Below are 13,603 nucleotides of genomic sequence, written 5' to 3'. Positions count from 1 at the left end.
GCCGACGGCACGGGCCGACGCGGCACGGACCTCACCGGGGCCCCGGGGCGCGTTCCCGCCCCGGGGCCCGGGGCGGGAACGGGGTGCTACGGGTGCGGGCGGACCGGACCGCGTGCGGGCGCGGGCTCGCCGCCCCGGTCTCAGCCCGTCCTGTTCACGTCGAGCGCCTTCGTGATCGCCTTCGACGCCTCGCGCGCCGCCGCCTGCTTGTCGCCGCCGGTGAGGACCTTCGTCATGTAGGTCTTGATCGGGTTGTCCGCCTCGACCCTGGCCCAGCGGGGCGAGTTGGGCGTGGCGTGACCCGACTTGGCGCCCTTGGCCATCGCGGCGGCGCCGGGCTCGTCGGAGACGGCGCCGGCGAGGGTCGTCTTGTTGGGGACGTAGTTCATCGTCCTGGCGAGGTCCTTCTGCCAGCGCTCCCCCGCGAGTTCGGCGACGACCTTGAGCGCCGCCGCGTGGTTGTCGGAGCGGCGCGTGACGACGAGGTCGGAGCCGCCGGTGAAGACGGCGCCCGGCTTGGCAGCGGTCTTGCCCGGGACCGGGAAGAAGCCCAGTTTGCCCTTCAGCTCCGGGTTCTGCTCCAGGATCAGCGAGGCCGCGCCGGGCACCGCGATGATCTGGCCGACGCCGCCCTTGGCGAAGACCTGGGTCTGCGGCGGGTGTTCCTCGTCGGCGGTCTTCGGGCCCTTGCCGAGGGCCTGGAGCTGGGCGTAGAAGTCCATCCCGGCGAGCGCCTTGGGGCTGTCGATGCTGCCCTTCCAGCCGGCACCCGTGTCCTTGGCGAGGTCGCCGCCCTCGTCCCAGATGAAGCCCGAGAGGGTGTACCAGTCCTGTCCCGCGAGGTAGATGCCCTGGTTGCCGTCCCGGTTGAGCAGGTCGGTGTCGTGCAGCCACTCGGCGCGGTCGCGCGGGGGCTTGGCGATGCCGGCCTGGTCGAAGAGCTCCTTGTTGTAGATGACGACGCGGTTGGCCGCGTACCACGGCACGCCGTACTGCGTGCCGTTGAAGCGGCCCGGCTCGGCGAGGCCCGGCAGCCAGTCGTCCATACCGAAGTCGCGCATCGACTCCAGCGTCAGGTCGTACAGCCCGCCCTGGTCGACGTACCGCGCCACCTGGGTGTTGCCGACCTCCACGACATCGGGCACCTCGACTCCGGGGCCGCCCTTGAGCGCCTTGCCGACCTTCTCGACGATGCCGTTCCAGGACTGGATCTCGACCTCGACCTTCAGGTCGTCGTGCTGCTTCTCGAAGTCCTCGGTGAAGCGCTTGAGGAAGGAGGCGGACGCGCTGTCCTTCATGAGCCACACGGTGACGGTCTTGCGGTCCTCGCCCGAGCCCGGCAGGACCCCGCAACCGCACAGGACGGCGGTCGAGGTGAGCAGCGCGGCGGAGGCGAGCAGGCGGCGGTTCTTCACGAGGGTGGCTTTCTGTCCGCGAACAGGCAGGGGGGACCCGGCGTGGGGGAACGCCTGCGGCGCGTGACGGGCGTGTCCCGAGTCTGGTATGGACCATTGCGGGGGTCAAGGGGTGTTCGGGACACAAGAAAGACACGAAGTGATCACCCGCTGTCCACGGCTTCCCCGATCCGCTCCCCCCTCCTGGACGCGCTCCCACCCCCTCCCGCACTCCCAGGCGCCCTCCTTTCCCCGTCTCGGCCTCGCCTCGCGCCCTCGCCGGGAGTGCGTCACCGTGGAACGGGCACCCGCCGGGCGGCGCCCGTCACGGCGGGCGGCGTCCGGGACGTACCGCCCGGAACCGTACGACTGCGAGGAGAGCGACGCGATGAGCGAGCACGTCTACCGGGTCACCGAGATCGTCGGCACCTCGACCGAGGGCTGCGACGACGCCTGGGAGAAGTTCACACTTACAAGTGATGCCGAACAACCAAGCCATCTGTCCGCTGACCTGCGCAAACAGCACTACCCCGGTCACGACGGGGGGCGTCGACCGGGGTAGTGGATCTCGGGAGGGTGCAGCGGGCAGGACGACCGGTCTCCGCGCCAACATCGACAGCGGCCGTCCTGCCCTCCGTGCGACGTGGAGAGCACCCCCTCGTCGCACGGGTCTGTGGGCCCGTCAGGGCCAGTGGTAGCGCAGCGGGACTCCGGGGAGGTCCACGCCGTGCTGGGTACCCTCCGGGTGGGGCGGGAGGTCGCATCGAACCTGAGGATCGACCCCTCGGTGACACGACTCGCGGATCACCTCGCGCACGATGGCCGAGACGGTCCCAGAGGCCCCACAGCGACGTGCGGAACTCTCCCCGGCACTCTTCCCGCCCGCCTCTTCGCCACGCCCGGAGGCGGGCACGTACGGCCTCGGGCGAGTGGGCACTGTGAGGTAGCCAGGGTCCCCCGTATGCGGGCCCATCAGCGCCCCTCCTCGTGGTCCGGATGCCGACGAATGCGCACGGCGGCGTCGGTGGCGGCTGAGTAGTCGTAGCGGCTCCGCGCCATCACCCACCTCTGCGCCTCCTCGATACAGACGGGGCAGCGATCGGGGGTGTCGGGAAGCCTCTCGACAAAGGACGTCAGCTCGGCACTCATACCTTCTCCTCCCCTAGTACGCTATAGCATTCCCTAGCACACTACGGATCGCCCTGGAATGCTGCCGCGCTCTACGGTGCGGTAGTGGATCTTGATGACACTCGTGCTAAATGGGTACAGGTGGCGGACTTACTCCGGGCACGTATCGCCGCCGGGACCTACCCAGTGGGCGGGCGCGTGCCGAGCGTGCTGCAGCTCACCGAGGAATTCGGCATTGCCGTGGCGACGGCGCAGAAGGCTCTTCGAGCCCTCCGGGATGAGAACTTGACCCGCACAGAGAGGGGTCTCGGCTCTTACGTAGTGCGCCGTCCGAAGTGATCCGCGTCATGCCCTAATAATCTCTCCACTCCCGCAGATAGTCACGCCCAGTGTCAAGGACGTGTGGGACAGTAATTGAGCACACCTCAGACCGTCCCAAACGTCCCCGGGGGTCCTCTTGAATACTGCCCTTCGTGACGCTATGTCAGGTGCCGGAGTCAGACCCGGACAACTGGCGCGTAGCATCGGAGTCGCAACCAAGACCGTCGAGCGATGGCTCAATGACGGTGCCAGAATCCCGCACGCTCGCACGCGCGCGGATGTTGCCAGCCTCTTGGGGGTGGACGAGAACGTGCTATGGCCCCACGCGGTCCGACAGGTGGTCAAGACTGGCCCTGACCGAGAGATCGTGGCGACTTACCCGTACCGAGCCGCCTGCCCTACGTCGGTGTGGTCCGGCCTGATCGACTCGGCCTCTACCCGCATCGAGTTCGCCGGATACACCAACTACTTCATCTGGCAGGAGCACCCAAGGATCGCGGACAAGTTCCGCGCGAAGCTGGAAGCGGGGTGCGCCGTTCGTTTCCTCGTCGGGGATGTCGACTCCCCTGTGACCGCACAGCGCGAGGCCGTCGAGGGGGTGCCGCTCACCCTCACGACGCGCATCAGCATCACGATGGACGCCCTGACGCGCCTCCGGGGCGACGATCCCCCGGCCGGCCTGGAGACACGGATCAGCGATCGTCACATCGCCCTGTCGGTTTTCCGATTCGACGGGGAGATGCTGGTGACGCCTCACCTGTCGTCGCTCCTCGGCCACGAGTCCCCCACACTCCACCTCCGACGGCGCGGGCCGGACGGCCTCTTCGACCGCTTCGCAGGACACGTGGACGCCCTCTGGAAGGACGCACGGAAGGCGTGGGCGTAGCCCCCGCTCGTCGGCCGCTGAACGCAAAGAAGCCCCTGCCAGGTGATCCCGGCAGGGGCTTCGGTGGTGGTGCTTAGACGCCCGCAGGGCGCTTGCCCAGCACCTTACGGGCCTCGGTCAGGTCCACGCGGACATCGCGGGGACCAGTGCTGTACTTCGTCAGGCGGGGGTTGGCGCCGTTGGCCGCCCCCCGTACGGTCTCGGGTGCGACGTCGAGCGCGCGGGCCGCCTCGGCGTAGGTGACGAGGACGGGCTTCGGCGGGGCGGGGACCTGTTCGACCTCGACCATGGGCGGGTCGAGAACCACCTCCTCGTCGGCCGTCTCGACGTCCCCCTCCTCCGGCTTCTTCACCTCGCTGTGCACGAGGAGCGACCCGCCGAGGAACGCGAGCGCTGGCCACCCGGCGACGAGGACGCGCAGGGCGACGGGCAGGTGCGCCATGTCGAGCACACCTGCGGTGGCGATGTTGGCACCCAGCGACGCCGTCAGCGAGACGATGAACCAGACCCAGGCACCGCCGTGCTTGGCGTCGGGCGTCCGGATGCGTCGCCAGGCCATCACCATGAGGAGGTCGACGGAGATCGGGTACGCCCACGCCTTCCACCCTCCCTGCCCGGCCGCCTCCGCGATGTCGTGGATGTGGGCGAAGGAGAGAGCAGCGGCGATGACGGCCTGGATGAGGATGGGGTCCAGGCGGCGGAGGAGCGGTCTCATGAGTCCTCGGTTCGTGAGTGGTGAGCGTGTGTTGGTGTGCGGGGGGAGGCCCCCTGTCATTGCTGGTGGCAGGGGGCCTCGTTGGTCGCCCCGAAGGGCGTTTCGGCTAGAAGTAACTGACGCGAACCGTGTCCCACACCTGGGACCACTCGACCCACCGGCGGACCACGAGACGTCCGAGTCCACCGGCGTACGGGTGCGTCACCTCGAAGAGGTACCGCTCGCCCGTGATCGTCCGCGCCCACTCCATGCCCTGGTCGTCGTCGGCGTAGATCGTGCGCTCGCCGGTGCCGAGGGTGCTTACCATTTCAGTTCCCTTCTTCACTGCGCTAGTCCTTCGCGCTGCACTGACTATGACACACGAGGCGTGGCCACCACAACCCCCTAACCCGAGTCGCGCTAGTCGACTAGCGGAGGACGGCGATCAACTGCCCTCCGGGCAAAGCGATCACTACACCACGCGGCACCCTCGTGAGCGTCGCCCCTGCCCGCTCTGCGACCCGCAACAGCCGACGCCGGCCGAGGTCCGTGACGGTTCCGTGGGCGCCACCCTCGGTCGTCACGCGGTACACAGCTAGCGGGCCTTGTAGGTGCGGCCGAGGACGACCACCATGACCCGCTCCAGGGTGATCCCCTCCCCGCGCTCCAGGTACGCCGACTCATGCTCGAAGAGCTGCCGTGCGGCCTCCTCCTCGGCAGGCTGGAACTCGCGGGCGGTGAGGGTGCCGTCGGGGGCCATGCGCGTCAGTCGGTAGATCTCGCTGTAGGTCATGGCTGTGCCTCCGCGTGTGGGGTGCGTGGGTGACTTGCGCGCCCCGGGCGAGCTATGACGCTCGTACGGCTGAACCGTCCCGGGGCTGTGTCGGCTACTTCGTAAGGCGCTTGCGGTAGACCATGTTCGACGCAATCAGCTCTCGTCCCTGGGGGCTGCGGCTGTTGCGCGCCGCCCCACGCAAACGCTTCTCGTCCAGTTGCCTCGTCACACCGAAGCGGTGGGTGCGAAGGAACGTGCGCTTCATCAACTCGGCAGTCATGTTTTCTCCTCTGCGATGGGTCTTCGAGTGCCCCGCCGCGGATTCGAACCGCGCGCCCGCCGGCACTGGGGGTGCCGGGGTGATCGGGCGATGCCTAGACGGGGCGAGTGGGTTAGTTGGACCACGCCTCTTCGAAGCCGAACAGCTTCGCCACTCGGTCGGCCTCGCGTCGCATGACGCGCCGGTACTCGTCGCGCTGAGCCTCCGTCCAGCCGTCCCACCCGATCGGCGCGTAGACCTCTTCGAAGTACCCCAGCGCGTTCGCGATCCCGTGCATGAGGGTGTTCTGTGCGTCTTCCTTCATCTGCGTGCGGGTCATCGGGTGCTTTGACATATCTCCTCCTACGGCCTGCCTCATCAGGGGCGGGAGACCATTCCCGCCCAACGCCCCGAAGGGCGTTTCGGCTCATGCTGTGGCCGCGTACCAGCAAGCCGCGTAAGGGCGACCAGTACGGCTGTCTGCTTCCACAGCGTCGATGGTCCGACGCACCCAATCGAGTTCGCCGACCTCGGACCCGACCCACTCCCCCAAGTCCTCGCCGTTGACGACGATCCGGACATGCAGCGCTTGCGATCCTTTTGTGATCTTGATGGTGCGGCCTTTGTACGTCTCGCGGATCATCTCGCCACCCCTCCCCTGGGGCGCCTCCGAGTGAGGCGCCCCGACTTGTGCTAGACCTTCGCGCTGCGTCGACTATGACACACGAGGCGTGGCCACCACAACCCCTAACGGTGAGGAGCGTGCAACGTTGCACGCTCCTCCGCAAGCCACTGCGCCAGCTCCAGAATGCCCGGGGCGCCGGGGCCGAGGATGAGGCCCGCCTCGCGGGCGTAGTCGGCGCGGGTGCGAGGGGTGTCGGAGGGCGTGGGAGGCTCGTCGGCCGGCTCGACGGCGTCGAGGGGCAGGAACCACGCGAAGCTGTCGCCATCGCGCAGGTAGGCGCGCACGTAAAGCTCGCCGCTCGGTTCTTCGTAGTCGGTCTCGACGACCGTGACGATGGTGCCCGCCGTAACCGGGCAGCTCAGAGGCTGATCCCGCGTCACCCGGAGCCGATCCCCCACCTTCGGAAGCAGCGTCGGGGCCGGGGCCTCCTTGTCTCCCGCCGGCTCCGCCTCGTCGGCCAGGCGCAGGATGCCCTGGGCGAACTCGCGGGCGGTATCGGGGGTGGCGACGACGCTAACCACGGCGTCGCGGCTCTCGATCTCGAAGGCCACCTCCGCCCCCAACACGAGCACGCGGGCCCGGTCGTCGATGTTGTACAGGCAGGTGATGGTTACTTTTTCGGCGTTCATTCGTTCTCTCCTCTGTAGGTCCGTTAGTCGACTAGCGGAACGGGTCAGCGCAGGTCGGCGATCAGGCGCAGGGTCTCGGCGTCGAGGTGGTCTTCTACCGCGTACCGGACGTCGTCGCCCCAGAGGGCGGCCTCGTCGGTGGCGATGCCTTGGAGGTCGTAGGTGTCGAGGGAGGGGAGGCGGTTCATGATCGGTGAGCCTTTCGTGAAGGACTCGCGCTACTCAGGCAGCGAGGTCGGAGAGGGTGCTGTACTGGGCTGCGACACGGCGGGCGGACTCGCAGCCGTCGAAGCGAAGGCGGCGCAGGCGCGCAGGCGTGACGCCCATCTCGAAACTGGCTTCGGTGTCGTGTCGCTGCGTCATCTGCACGCCGTAGAAGGCGCGAAGCGCGAAGGACTGACGGGGGGCGATCTGCGTGAGCAGCCAGCGGGCGTAGTCGCGACGCTCCATGTCGGTGTCGGGCTCCGGGGCGGGCACGGCTTCCTGGAGCGTGATGGATTCGCCGTCACCCCCGGCGGGGGCGTCCCACGTCAGAGGCTCACGCTCCGACTCCAGAACGGCGAGGAAGCGCGCACGACTCACGGTCTTACGTCCTTCGAGAGCGGCCCATGCCTGCTCAACGTCTCCGTCCGCGACGGCCAGGGCGTGGCGGACGGTCCGAACCACCTTCGGGTCCCGCGTCACCGAGCACCGTCCTCGCGTCAGCTCGTTCGCCACGGCCTCCACAATGATCGGCGTCATGTAAGTGATGAGGCTCGCACCCACCTCGGAGTCGTACGACCGAAGCGCCGTCAGCACCGCCGCTCGGGCATCCTGGAGGGCGTCCTCCCGGTCCGACGCGGACGCCGTCCCCGACCTGTCCGCAGTACGGATGGCGGCCCGGATGACGGGGTCAAGCGCCTGTACCACGTCCCACGTAGCGTCGGAGTCGCCGCCCTGAGCGGACCGGACCGTGGCGGGGGTGACGACGATAGACATGGGAGCCTCCGTGAGTTGTTAGCGCTTGTGCTGGGGTTGTGGTGCAGTCAGCGCGGAATGTTCCGGCGCTATGGTGTGACCTGAGTCACACGTCGACCAAGAGAGCGGCGGGCCTCGCCACGGGCCATCAGGCCCGCCGCACACTGTCTTGGTGGAGGAGCGTCAAACGTTGCACGCTCCTCGGTCATGCCACGGGGACGGGCTCCAGGCCAAGCGCCCTAGCCACCGCCAGGTCGGCCGTCGCGCGCGAGCAGCCGTCGCAGCCGTCGAGGTAGTACACCGCCGTGACCTCGGCCCACATGACGTCGGGACTCGTCACCGCGTAGGCGCCCAGCAAGCCGGCGGCCTCGGCTAGGTCCTCACGCTCGTGGGCCGTGGTCTGCGGCCCGGTAATCAGAATCATGCTGACCATCCCCCGAGATAGCCGGGACCTCCCCCTCCCAACATGCAAGGGCTCGGTCCATGGATGCTGCGACGCCACGAACTACCGCTATCGCGTAGGGCAGTTGGGAAGCGCCTTTGTTGAGTTCGTCCCGGAGGGCCTGGCGGCGCTCGTCCAGCGCCGTCCGCTCTGTCGGTCTCGACGGTCCGGTGGTTGCCTTGCGCCCGGTGCCGTCGGGGTCCTGCTCGGGCCCGAGGCCCGGCATGTGTACTGCGTCGGAATAGATGACGACCATCTGACGCACCTCATCGACCGCTTCTTGAAGGGCGGTGACGAGGTCCGACAAGCGTTGCTCGGTCGTGCTCGGATCTGAAAGGTAGGTCACGCGGGGGCCTCCGGCAATTGCCGTGCGTCGCGAAACGCGCGGTGTGACTGGGGGATTTGGGACTGGATGCCCGATGTAGGCGAAGTGGCGTTTGTATGACTACTCGTCAGTCACTCAGTTCACCTGCGGTTATGTCCGCCGCCCTAACATCTGTGGCCTTAGATCGCGTTACCGAACTGTAACCTTGTGAAGGTCCCATGAAGGGCTCGCGAGCATGTGTCGTGGCGCCAGTGCGTAGTTGCCCGGTAGCGGAACGCGATGTGTCACAAGGCTGTCACCAGCGAGGACGCGAGCCACGCCGCTACGTCGGTATCCGCTTTCGCTCGGTTACAACGGGCGCAGGAGGGCGCCAGATTCGACCACTCGTGAAGGCCACCGCTCGCCAGCGGACGAATATGGTCGATCTCTAGTGCAACCCTTTGCCCGAATGAGCGGTCACAGTAGACGCAGGACCACCATTCCAGCTCCTCCCACCGTCGCAGAACGTCACGGCGGGAGGGTCCGGAGGGCGGTTCCTGGCCACGGCGAGGAGGCAGGACATGGATCAGACGCGGTACCTGACGGGCCGTACGGGGTCGTCTTTGCGCCACGGAGCGATCGACTTTGACCGCCCGGGGGATGAAGACGGGGGCGAGGCGGGTCACTTACGCGCCTCCTCCGCCTTGCGCGCCTCGTCGGGGTGCGCGGCGTACCACTCGTCGTTCGCCGTCATCACCTCGGCCTTCTTCATGTAGAGGGAGCCCCACGACGCGCCGCCCACGTCGGGGTCGGTACCGAGCGGGATGCCGCGCAGGGTCATCGTCATAGCCTCGCCGATCTCTCGCCCCACCTCTTCAGCCTCGTTGTCAGTGGCATCCGCAATGATCTCGTCATGGACCGGGAGAAGCACATGCGGAGTGAGCCCTCGGGCGTGGATCTCCAAGAGACCCTGCGCGAAAATGTCGCGCGCGGTGCTCTGGATCTCACCGTTGAACGAGGCGTAGGCGGCGTCCCGGTCGAAGACGAGCCGCCGCCCGGACGGAGTCCGGAGGGTGTAGCCGTCGCGGACCACCTGCCGCTGCAAGTCCCGGATGTAACGGGCGAGCTGGGGGTACGTCCGCTTGTAGCCCTTCACCGCGGACTGAGCAGCGGCGAGCGTGAGACCGGTCTGTGCCGCAATCGTCTTCGCCCCGCCGCCGTACGCCACGCCAAGCTGAACGACCTTCGCGACCTTGCGCTGCCCCGGGGTGAAGCCCGGCCCATAGACGGAGGCCGCCGTCAGGTTGTGAAGGTCGTCGCCCCGGAGGATAGCGGCCGTCATGCGCTCGTCACCGCTCAGCGCCGCCATGACCCGCGGCTCAACCGACGAGTAGTCGACAGAGATCATGCGGCACCCGTCGTCAGCACGGACAGCGTGCCGCACCTCCCACTTCCCCGACGGGAGCTGCTGGAAGGGCGGGTCCGAGATAGACATGCGGGCCGTGCGCGCCGCGAGCGCCCCGATCTTCGGATGCACCCTGTCGTTCTCGTCGGCCGTCCGGAGCATCGCCTCCGCGTACGACGTGCGCCACTTCGACGCCCGCTTGCTGCGGAGGATCGCCATAGCGAGCGGGTTGGGCGTGCGGGACTCGATGGGCTCCCAGTCCTTGTCAACGTCCGCCAGGCGCTTAAGGACGGTGCTGTTGACCTGGACGGCACCGCCGGCCGTGCGCTCCGGAATCTTCTCCCCCATCCCGAGCAGCGCCTCCGACACCTGCCGAGTGCTGTTGATGTTGGCGACGCCGTACCGAGCAGCCTCCGCCGCCCAGTGCGTGGCCTCCTCTCGGAGGTCGGAGGAGAGCTGAGCCGTGTACGTGCGGTCGATGCGCATTCCTCTGCGCTCGATGAGGGCGCAGACAAACCCCACGGCGTGCTCAAAGGCAGGAAGCGCGGGGTTGATCCCCAGCTCCCGGACCCGCGCCTCCACCTTCGGCAGGAGCCGGGACGTCAGGATCACGTCACCGCCGGCGTAAGAGAGGTAGAGAGGGTTGTCGATGTCGATGTGAGGCCACCCGGTGTCCTTCGTGTAGCCAATCTTGTGGAACTCCTCGATCAACCCGCCCTGTGTGTCCGGCGCGGACGGGTCGACGTAGTGCGCGGAGGCGTCCTTGAGCCCGTTCCCCACGCCTCCTTGATCCCGGCGCCGGGGGTCGGCGAGGTGGCTGTAGATGTAGGTGTCCAGCGTCTTCGGCGCCAGCTCCTCCAGCGTGATCCCGGGGATGTGCCGGTCGGACGCGAGCATGTCGAAGTTGCGGTTCTGCATGGAGAGGGCAGGAAGGGTGCGCAGAGCCCACGAGGCGAGACGCTGAAGGTCGCTACCTTTCTCCACCTGGAGCACCCACGCCTCGTTCGGGGTGCCGAACTGCGCGGTGCGGATGCGGAATCCGGAACTGTAGGTGTCCAGGCCGGTTGTCTCCGTGTCGTAGGCGACGCGCTCCCCAGCGTTCGCGCGGTCGAGCACGTACCGCTGGAACTCCTGGAAGTCTTCGACGGTCTGCGGAACCCTGACCGGGATCGGCTGCCCCAGCACGGGGAACGAGTGGTTGATCATGCTGCCTCCTTCGCCTGGCCGAAGATGTCAGTCGGTCCGTCAATGGCGTGCGGTTCGTCGGTGCTCTCATCCAGCCGACTCGCGCGTTCCTTCTCCTCGTCCGTCATGAGCCGGAGTCCGTTGAACCCCCAGCGGCTCCCGCGCTTGTCCTTCACGAACCCCCGCGACTCCAGCTCGACGCCGAGGGCCCAGCCGCTGAGCACTTCCTTCCGGCTCAGGCCGGCATCCTCGGCCCACTCCGCATACGCCCGGCGGATCGCCATGGGCGCCACTCGGGCGCCGTCCTCGCGCACGCACCGGGCGTTCAGGAACTCCGCGAGGCGGTCCTCGCTCTCGCGGTAGTCCTGCGTGGCGGTGGCGACGGTGTCAGGCTCGCCGAGGCCGTTCGCGTACCATTCCTGGGCCCCTCGGACAGCCCACGCGAGAATGCCCTCCCGCTCCGCGCGGAGCTGCGCGGCCAGCGTCAGGTCCGCCTTCGCGCCCTTGAAGCTCGCCTCGAAAGGAACGAGCTTGACGCGCCTCCAGATGCCGTAGTCCTGGCTCAAGATGGCGGGCTTGTAGTTCCCCGCCACCATGAGGAGGAAGGACGGCACGTACGTGAACGGCGCCCCGTAGAGCGCCCGGCACGTCACCGGGTCGCCGCCCGTGAGCTGCTTGATCAGCCCTTCGGCGAGCCGGCTGTACTTCTCCGTCTCGCTCGCCGTTACGAGGCGCGCGCCGCGTAGGGCCGCCACCTCCGGGGATGCCTGGCCAACGCTGACCCGGCTCTCGAAGGTGGAGAACTCCGTGCTCTTCGTGACGCCCCCGAAGGTGTCGATGAGCGCCCCGAGGAACTTGCTCTTCCCGTTCTTGCCGTCCCCGTGGAGGAAGACGAAGCACTCCTCCGCCGTCGACCCCGTGATGCCGTAGCCGACTAGCCGTCTCATGTACGCAGGCAGCTCCGGGTGGTTCGGGAACACTTCCACGAGGAACTGCTCCCACCGCTTCGCTTCCGCCTCCGGGCGGTACGCGACGTCGAGGCGACGCGTGATCATGTCGCGCGGGTCGTGCTCGCGCAGCGATCCGGTACGAAGGTCAACGGTCCCGTTGGCCACGCTCAGAAGGTGTTCGTCGGCGTCGAAGTCGGCCGCCCGGGCGGGGACTCCGGGCACCGAGGGCAAGATCTTGATTACGTCCTCGATGCTCCGGTTCGTCAGCGCCTTCAGCGCCAGCTTCCGCGCGCCGTCGTCGCCCGAGCTGATCAGCTCAGCGCCCATGCGGAGCAACGCCGTGCGCACCTCGTCCCCACCCGGGACCCACACCGTGCCATCCCAGACGAGGAATCCGAGGCCGCTCGCGTACCGCACTCCCCCGCCCTCACGAGCCATGTAGTCGCGGAGGCGGACTGCCACGCCGACGTCGGTCCCGTCGAACGCCTCGCGCCGGTCGGCGGGGACAAGGAGTCCGTCCTCTGCGGGGGCGGGCTTCGTCTCGACGCTCTCCTTCTTCTCGACACCCATCACTCCCGCCTCCCTCACGGCTCGATGCAGCGCCGCAGGGAACCCCTCCACGTCCCGCGCGCGCCAATCGGTCAGGTCGTCGCCCTCGTGCGGGATCTCCAGGCGGCGCACCATGACACCCGCCCTCGTCAGCGCGAGCGCCAGGGAGTCGGTGAACCGCGCTCCCGCACGGTCTTGATCACCGGCCACCACGACGTCGGAGCCCGCGAGGCCGGCCGCCAGTTCGGCCACGAGAGCGGCGTTCCTGGCGAGCCCGGCGCCTCGTACCGCCACGGCGTCATAACCCGCGCCGCACGCCGTCAGGGCGTCTCCTGGGCCCTCGCAGATGAGGACGGTGTCGTACCCGGCGCCGGAGCGCAGGACGCCGTACTTGGCCCACGTGCGGCCCTCCGTGTTGGCCAGGGAGACCCACCGAGCGGGGCACTTGCCGGACAGGTCACGTCCCTGGAGGCCGCGCACCACACCGTCGAAGCCCGCGAGGGGCACGGTCAGCCGCGGGTACCGGGTGAAGCCACGGCTGAGCCACGGCTGAGGGCGGTCACTGGCCGGGGAGTAGCCGACGCCCAGGTCCTCCGCCTGCTCCGGCGTCAGGCCGAAGCGACGGAGAGCGTAGGCTCGCGCTTCCTCAGCGGCGCCCGGGAGCTGGAGCCTCCCCGCCGTCTCGTCCACGAACATCCGCAGCCCGGCGATCTCTCCGGGGCCGACGGTCTCGGGCGCCCTGGCGCTGATGGTGCGCGCGCCCTGGCCGTCGACGTTGAAGAGGTCGCCGGGGTTCAGTCGCAGCTTCCGAAGGATGTCCTTCGTCTCGCAGCCCGCTCGGCAGACGACGAGGAGGCGTCCGTCCTCCTTCAGGGTGAGCTTCAGGCTCGGGTGGCGCCGGTCCGCGTGCGCGGGGCACAGTGTGATGTGCCCGTCGTGGTCCTCCGTGACCCCGTCGAGGCGGGACAGGATCTCCGACAGTCGCACAATCTCTCCTCTCAGTGCATGGCGAAGGGGCCGCCCCGAAGGACGGCCCCTGT

Annotated in this window: 19 protein-coding genes and 1 other RNA gene; 3 read left to right on the top strand and 17 right to left on the bottom strand. The window is 68.3% G+C overall.

Annotated features, from left to right (window positions below; genetic code table 11):
- Positions 1-140: 140 nt before the first annotated feature.
- The gene (locus IF99_RS0118095; RefSeq protein ID WP_030997564.1) at positions 141-1,415 is read right to left on the bottom strand and encodes an extracellular solute-binding protein; all 1,275 of its coding nucleotides are present in this window, start codon (positions 1,413-1,415) and stop codon (positions 141-143) included.
- 274 nt (positions 1,416-1,689) lie between these two features.
- On the opposite strand from IF99_RS0118095, the gene IF99_RS34975 reads away from it, so the two are divergent.
- The gene (locus tag IF99_RS34975; protein WP_234340740.1) at positions 1,690-1,956 is read left to right on the top strand and encodes a dodecin family protein; all 267 of its coding nucleotides are present in this window, start codon (positions 1,690-1,692) and stop codon (positions 1,954-1,956) included.
- Positions 1,957-2,366: 410 nt separating this feature from the next.
- Here IF99_RS34975 and IF99_RS34020 read toward each other — a convergent pair whose 3' ends face one another.
- Positions 2,367-2,543, bottom strand: a complete 177-nt coding sequence (locus tag IF99_RS34020; RefSeq protein ID WP_158716618.1) for a hypothetical protein — start codon at positions 2,541-2,543, stop codon at positions 2,367-2,369.
- Between the two features lie 84 nt (positions 2,544-2,627).
- On the opposite strand from IF99_RS34020, the gene IF99_RS32460 reads away from it, so the two are divergent.
- Both IF99_RS32460 and IF99_RS30885 read left to right on the top strand, forming a co-directional pair.
- A complete protein-coding gene (locus IF99_RS32460; RefSeq protein ID WP_234340739.1) occupies positions 2,628-2,861 on the top strand; it encodes a GntR family transcriptional regulator in 234 nt (77 codons plus the stop codon).
- Between the two features lie 349 nt (positions 2,862-3,210).
- On the top strand, positions 3,211-3,729 hold the full coding sequence (locus tag IF99_RS30885) for a hypothetical protein (RefSeq protein WP_234340738.1): 519 nt from the start codon (positions 3,211-3,213) through the stop codon (positions 3,727-3,729).
- 73 nt (positions 3,730-3,802) lie between these two features.
- Here the strand turns inward: IF99_RS30885 and IF99_RS32455 are convergent, their stop codons facing one another.
- From IF99_RS32455 to IF99_RS0118020, 15 genes are all read right to left on the bottom strand, one after another.
- Positions 3,803-4,444 (bottom strand): DUF2637 domain-containing protein, encoded by a 642-nt coding sequence (locus tag IF99_RS32455; RefSeq protein WP_078655143.1) that lies wholly within the window; start codon positions 4,442-4,444, stop codon positions 3,803-3,805.
- Between the two features lie 106 nt (positions 4,445-4,550).
- Complete coding sequence (locus IF99_RS0118070) at positions 4,551-4,751, bottom strand: hypothetical protein (protein ID WP_030997561.1); 201 nt, start codon at positions 4,749-4,751, stop codon at positions 4,551-4,553.
- A 267-nt stretch (positions 4,752-5,018) separates the two neighbouring features.
- A complete protein-coding gene (locus tag IF99_RS0118065; protein WP_030997560.1) occupies positions 5,019-5,216 on the bottom strand; it encodes a hypothetical protein in 198 nt (65 codons plus the stop codon).
- Between the two features lie 94 nt (positions 5,217-5,310).
- A complete protein-coding gene (locus IF99_RS34015; protein ID WP_158716617.1) occupies positions 5,311-5,478 on the bottom strand; it encodes a hypothetical protein in 168 nt (55 codons plus the stop codon).
- Positions 5,479-5,590: 112 nt separating this feature from the next.
- Complete coding sequence (locus tag IF99_RS0118055; RefSeq protein WP_158716616.1) at positions 5,591-5,812, bottom strand: hypothetical protein; 222 nt, start codon at positions 5,810-5,812, stop codon at positions 5,591-5,593.
- Between the two features lie 9 nt (positions 5,813-5,821).
- Positions 5,822-5,885: hammerhead ribozyme type II (locus tag IF99_RS32450), an RNA gene on the bottom strand.
- Positions 5,885-6,100, bottom strand: coding sequence for a hypothetical protein (locus IF99_RS0118050; RefSeq protein WP_030997557.1), 216 nt, complete (start codon positions 6,098-6,100; stop codon positions 5,885-5,887). The genes IF99_RS32450 and IF99_RS0118050 overlap by 1 nt, the downstream gene beginning before the upstream one ends.
- Before the next feature lie 104 nt (positions 6,101-6,204).
- Entirely contained in the window at positions 6,205-6,771 is a 567-nt protein-coding gene (locus tag IF99_RS0118045) for a hypothetical protein (protein ID WP_030997556.1), read from the bottom strand.
- 44 nt (positions 6,772-6,815) lie between these two features.
- Positions 6,816-6,959, bottom strand: coding sequence for a hypothetical protein (locus IF99_RS34355; RefSeq protein WP_199806511.1), 144 nt, complete (start codon positions 6,957-6,959; stop codon positions 6,816-6,818).
- Between the two features lie 34 nt (positions 6,960-6,993).
- Entirely contained in the window at positions 6,994-7,749 is a 756-nt protein-coding gene (locus tag IF99_RS0118035; RefSeq protein WP_030997555.1) for a sigma factor, read from the bottom strand.
- Positions 7,750-7,933: 184 nt separating this feature from the next.
- Complete coding sequence (locus IF99_RS0118030) at positions 7,934-8,152, bottom strand: hypothetical protein (RefSeq protein WP_158716615.1); 219 nt, start codon at positions 8,150-8,152, stop codon at positions 7,934-7,936.
- Positions 8,109-8,516, bottom strand: coding sequence for a DUF7169 domain-containing protein (locus IF99_RS35765; protein WP_420705681.1), 408 nt, complete (start codon positions 8,514-8,516; stop codon positions 8,109-8,111). The genes IF99_RS0118030 and IF99_RS35765 overlap by 44 nt, the downstream gene beginning before the upstream one ends.
- Before the next feature lie 263 nt (positions 8,517-8,779).
- The gene (locus tag IF99_RS35760) at positions 8,780-9,106 is read right to left on the bottom strand and encodes an HNH endonuclease (RefSeq protein WP_420705683.1); all 327 of its coding nucleotides are present in this window, start codon (positions 9,104-9,106) and stop codon (positions 8,780-8,782) included.
- A gap of 50 nt (positions 9,107-9,156) precedes the next feature.
- Entirely contained in the window at positions 9,157-11,085 is a 1,929-nt protein-coding gene (locus IF99_RS0118025) for a DNA polymerase (RefSeq protein WP_030997553.1), read from the bottom strand.
- Entirely contained in the window at positions 11,082-13,550 is a 2,469-nt protein-coding gene (locus tag IF99_RS0118020; RefSeq protein WP_030997552.1) for a phage/plasmid primase, P4 family, read from the bottom strand. The genes IF99_RS0118025 and IF99_RS0118020 overlap by 4 nt, the downstream gene beginning before the upstream one ends.
- Positions 13,551-13,603: the final 53 nt, after the last annotated feature.

The organism is Streptomyces sp. NRRL F-5630 (assembly GCF_000719475.1).
Lineage (GTDB): Bacteria > Actinomycetota > Actinomycetes > Streptomycetales > Streptomycetaceae > Streptomyces.
Note: the sequence above shows the minus strand (reverse complement) of the source record. Positions and strands in the feature narration are given on the sequence as shown.